4 protein-coding genes and 1 pseudogene are annotated in these 4,467 nt (G+C 74.1%); 2 read left to right on the top strand and 3 right to left on the bottom strand.

The features are described from left to right. The first annotated feature begins 214 nt into the window (after positions 1–214). Positions 215–757, top strand: coding sequence for an acyl-CoA thioesterase (locus OOT08_RS15255; protein WP_325094009.1), 543 nt, complete (start codon positions 215–217; stop codon positions 755–757). Positions 758–798: 41 nt separating this feature from the next. On the opposite strand, the gene OOT08_RS15250 is transcribed toward OOT08_RS15255, so the two are convergent. Further along, positions 799–1,743, bottom strand: a complete 945-nt coding sequence (locus tag OOT08_RS15250; RefSeq protein WP_325093698.1) for an alpha/beta hydrolase — start codon at positions 1,741–1,743, stop codon at positions 799–801. A gap of 72 nt (positions 1,744–1,815) precedes the next feature. Then, on the bottom strand, positions 1,816–2,649 hold the full coding sequence (locus tag OOT08_RS15245; RefSeq protein ID WP_325093696.1) for an SDR family oxidoreductase: 834 nt from the start codon (positions 2,647–2,649) through the stop codon (positions 1,816–1,818). A 75-nt stretch (positions 2,650–2,724) separates the two neighbouring features. On the opposite strand from OOT08_RS15245, the gene OOT08_RS15240 reads away from it, so the two are divergent. After that, positions 2,725–3,318 carry a TetR/AcrR family transcriptional regulator gene (locus OOT08_RS15240; protein ID WP_325093693.1) on the top strand — a complete coding sequence of 198 codons (594 nt, stop codon included), beginning with the start codon at positions 2,725–2,727 and terminating at the stop codon, positions 3,316–3,318. Here the strand turns inward: OOT08_RS15240 and OOT08_RS15235 are convergent. Next, positions 3,310–4,467, bottom strand: a pseudogene (locus tag OOT08_RS15235) (hypothetical protein); the annotation flags it as partial. The gene OOT08_RS15240 and the pseudogene OOT08_RS15235 overlap by 9 nt on opposite strands.

Here is a 4,467-nt window from a genome sequence, read left to right as displayed (position 1 = left end):
GAGTAGCGTCGGGGCGAGCGGCATCGTGTGACACGGTTGCGGTCCTGTTCTCCCGGGCAGCCCCGGGGCTGCGGCTTGATTTCCGCGGTGCTCCGATTGTAGCCTGGCTTCAGTTCCCCGAACCCAGGAAGCAGGCACCAATGTCGTTCGCCCTCCCGCGCCCGTTCCGGTCGCCCACGTCGCGCCCGACTCCCCGTGGGGCGCGCCCGTGAACATGTACCTGCGCCTCATCCTGCTCCGGCTTCGCGCGCGCACGCGTGCCCGGCTCAGCGTCTGGGACACCTCGCGCACGCCCCTGCGCGTGTCGCTGACGGACCTCGACCTGCTCCGGCACGTCAACAACGGCACCTACCTGACCATGATGGACATCGGGCGGATGGACCTGCTCGTGCGCTCCGGCTTCTGGGCTCGCGTCCAGCAGCTCGGCTGGTACCCCGTGGTCGCCGGGCAGACGATCACCTATCGGCGCTCCCTGAAGCTCGGGCAGCGCTTCGACCTCTACACCCGCATCCTCGGGTACCACGAGCGCTGGGTGTACGTGGAGCAGACCTTCTGCCGCGGCGAAACCGTCTACGCGCACGCCATTGTGCGGACCCGTTTCCTGCGCAGCGCGGGCGGCACGGTCGACACCGAGGAGATCCGGGCGATCGCGGGCGAGGCCCCCGACGACCGCGAGGTACCCGCCTGGGTCCGCGAGTGGACCGCGGGCTCCCGGGTGCACGATGTGCCCTTCCGGCCGGCGCGCCGCGACGCCTAAGCGCGGGTCACGCGACGAGCGCCCCGGCCGCCCCGGCCTACTCAGCCGAGGCCGGGCTGCTCGCCGCCCAGCCGCGTGCGGAGCCAGTCCGCTGCGTCCCCGCTGAACGCCCGCGCCACCGAGCTGCGGGGGTTTTGCACCTCGAAGGCGTGCGGGGCCCCGGGCACCGTCTGGAACACGGTGTCGACCCCGGCGGCGCTGAGCGCGGCGGCGAACGCGCGGTCCTCGGCCGCGAAGAGGTCGATATCGCCCACGCCGATCCAGGCCGGCGGCAGCCCCGCCAGGTCGCTCCGCCTCGCGGGCACCGCGCCCTCCGGAACCCGGTCGCCGCCGGGGGCCTGGCCGAGGTAGGCGGTCCAGCCGATCCGGTTCGCCCGGTTGCTCCAGAGCAGGTGACGCGCCGCATCGAGGCCGCGGTCGGCGGCGGTCCGGTCGTCCAGCATCGGGTAGATGAGCAGCTGCGCCGCGGGCTGCACCCCGCCGCCGTCACGGAGGCGCAGCGCGAGGGTGGCGGCGAGGCCGCCGCCCGCGCTCTGCCCGGCGAGTGCGATGCGCGCGGGGTCGATCCCCCGCTCCGGGGCCTGCGCGAGGAGCCAGCGCCACGCCGCCTCGCAGTCGTCCGCCGCGGCCGGATACGGGTGCCGCGGGGCGAGCCGATACTCGGCAGACACGACCACCGCGTCGAGGCGCTCGGCGAGGCGCTGGCAGGCGTCGTCGTCCTGAGCCGCCGCGCCGATCACCATGCCGCCGCCGTGAATCCAGAGCACCGCGGAGCCGTTGCCCCCGGAGGACGGGGTGAACACCCGCACCCCGCCCCCGGGCTCGGCGGGCACCACCTCACGGCGGATCCCCGGACGCACGGATCCTTCTGGGAGCCGAGGCATGGCCCACTGCACGAGCCGAAGGAGCCAGGGCGGGGACACCGGCGCAGCACGCATGAGGCGATAGCCGCGGCGCAGCTCGGGGTGCACGAGGGACAGTTTCATGACAGCTCCTCCCGGTCGGGCGCGGGATTGTGGGCGGAAATCGGCGGTGCGGGCTCGGGCTGCCCGACCAGGCTAGCCGAGGCTGAGCGCGCCAGAGCGCACCGCGGCGACGACGCCGCCGTCCACGAGCAGGTCGGTGCCCGTCACGAAGGTGGCGGACTCGCCCAGCAGGAAGGCCACCGCGTCGGCGATGTCGCTGGGCGTGCCGAGTCGGCCCGTGCCGGAGGCGGCCACCATCGCACGCATCTGCGCGCCGCTCGGGCTGTCCAACTCCTGCTGACCCATCGGCGTCGAGATCACCCCCGGGCTGATCGAGTTGATGCGCGCGCCGCGCGCGCCCCAGGCGAGGCTCGCGGCCTGCACCCGAAGCTGATTGGCCCGCTTGGCCAGACTGTAGGCCGCGCCCGGCTCCTGGAACGCCGGCTCCGCCCAGAGCGGCAGGTCGAGCAGCTGGGCGGTCGGGGTCGCCGCCAGCGCCCCCTCCAGCTCGGCGGGGAACGCCCCCGCGGAGAGCCAGCCCGCCATGCTGGCGATCACGACGCCCGCCCCGCCCGCCTCGATGACCGCGCCGAAGGCGTCGAGAACGTGGGCTACGCCGAGCAGGTCCACCCGCAGGATCGCCTCGGCGGAGGCCTGCGCCGGGGACAGCCCCGCGGTGTGCGCGACCTGGGTCACCGGGCCACAGCGCTGTGCGGTCGCGGCGAGGGCCGCGACGGATTCGGCGGAGGACACGTCGACGGGCTGGGTGTGCACCCGATAGCCGTCCCCGCGCAGCGTCTCGGCGCTGCGCTGAAGCGCCGCCTCGCTCACGTCCGCGAGCAGCAGCTGCTTGCCCGTTCCCTGACGGCGGGCGATCATCTCGCCCATGCCCCCCACTCCAACGACGACGACAACCGGCTCGGCCATGACTCCCTCATCTCTCCGACAGCATTAACGAGACGATCCGTCTCAGTATGAGAGTATATCCCCTAGCATGGAGGAATGACGCAACTCCCCCGGGGTCGGCCGCGCAGCGAGGCGACCCGCCTCGCCGTGCTCACCGCCACCGCCGAGCTGATCGCCGAGACGGGCTACGACCGGGTCACGATCGAGGCCATCGCCGCCCGAGCCGGGTGCGGCAAGCAGACCATCTACCGCTGGTGGTCGAGCAAATCGCTCATCGTCGCGGACGCGGTCATCGATGGTCACCTGCGCCTGCCCGAGCACGGCGTCCCCGACACGGGCGATCTCGGGGCAGACCTGCGCGATTGGGTGACGGAGGCCGCCGCGTCCGTGCGGATTCCCGAGCACCGCGCCCTGATCCGGGCGCTCGCCGCGGCGGCCTCCGAAACCGAGGCCGAATCCCTGCGACTCAGCGAACACCTGACGGCCCCGCACTACGGGGCGCTCATGAGGCGGCTGCGCGCGGGCCAGGCGCGGGGCCAGCTCTCCCCCGAGGCGAATCTCGACGCGATCGCCGATGCGCTGCTCGGCTCCACGCTGTTTCGGGTGCTCGCCGGGTTCCCCCCGGCGGCGCACCCGTCAGCCATCGTGGACCTGCTGCTGGGCGCGGGGCCCGGAGGCCGATCAGGCTGAGCGCGGCGCGGCCCCCGGTCGGCGGCGAAGCAGCCAGCCCCCGGCGAGGAGCGCGAGCACGGCCGCGGCCACCGCGCCAGCGCCGAGGCCCGAGTCCGCTTGTCCCGTCTGCGCCAGCTGCCCCGGCCCGGGGGTGCCGGGCGGCGGCGTGGTGACCTGCCCCGGCCCCGGGGTGCCCGGGTCAACGGGCACGCAGCTGAGCTGCCCCAGCGAGGCGGACCAGGCGGCCACGGCCCCCTCGGCGAGGGCGTAGCCGGGCTCGGGCGTCGCCGTGACGTGAGTGACGCCGTCGGCGTCGCCCTGGGCAAAGACGACCCCCTCCTGCGTCGGCAGAGTGACCGTGCCGGCCGCGGAGCAGCTGGGCTCGGTGAAGCTGGGGGCGAGCGGCGTCACGATCACGTCCGGCTCGGGATCGACGACCCCGCAGGGGGTCGCGGCGAGGTCGAAACGCCACTCGGTGACCGCGCCCTCGGCGAAGGACACGCCCGGGGCGGCGACCGCGACCACGGTGCGTTCCGTGCCCGCCTCGGTCACCTCGTAGCGAACGTCCTCCCCGGCGTCGGGCAGGGTGAGCGTCTTCTCGACGTCGCAGAGCGGCTCATCGACGGTGGGCGCGGGGGGCGTGATCGGGCCCGCCATCCGCAGGGACAGGAACGAGACCATCGTCCCGGCCTCGGCCCAGGACCCGCCGGGGTTCTGCTCCAGGAGGAACGAGGAGCGGTTCGGGTCGGTGGCGTCCGCGAACGTGATCGGCACCGAGACGGTGCCCCCGGAGCCGTCGTTCGCGTCGATGACGAGGAGGTACCGCTCGGCGCTGGACAGCAGCGGGCGATCCGGGAAGGTCACGGTGACCCACGAGTTCCCGTCGACGGGCGGGCTGCCCGCGGGGGAAACCACCCCGACCCCGCCCGCGATGGGCGTCGGTGAGACCGTGCCAACGTTGTCGGCGTCCGGGAAGGCGTGCACGGCGGCACCCGCAAAGGGCAGCACCTCCGGGGGCAGGGCGGCGATCAGCACCGTGAGGCTCGTCGCGAGCCCGGTGCGGCTGGGGCTGAAGGGCTGGCCCAGCAGGGTGCCCGGGCTCTTCTTCCAGTAGTTCAGGAAGGCGCCGGGCTGCGGCACCCGCTCGTGGTCGACGATCTCGTTGGC

Origin of the sequence: Leucobacter sp. M11, from assembly GCF_035726885.1 — a bacterium.
GTDB lineage: Bacteria > Actinomycetota > Actinomycetes > Actinomycetales > Microbacteriaceae > JAPFRB01.
The sequence above is the reverse complement of the archived record's forward strand: the minus strand, read 5'-3'. Positions and strand labels throughout refer to the sequence as shown.

Bases quoted from the DNA above. Each gene is read 5' to 3' on its own strand.
- OOT08_RS15255 (WP_325094009.1), top strand. From the start codon at position 215: ATGTACCTGCGCCTCATCCTGCTCCGGCTTCGCGCGCGCACGCGTGCC.
- OOT08_RS15250 (WP_325093698.1), bottom strand. From the start codon at position 1,743: ATGAAACTGTCCCTCGTGCACCCCGAGCTGCGCCGCGGCTATCGCCTC.
- OOT08_RS15245 (WP_325093696.1), bottom strand. From the start codon at position 2,649: ATGGCCGAGCCGGTTGTCGTCGTCGTTGGAGTGGGGGGCATGGGCGAG.
- OOT08_RS15240 (WP_325093693.1), top strand. From the start codon at position 2,725: ATGACGCAACTCCCCCGGGGTCGGCCGCGCAGCGAGGCGACCCGCCTC.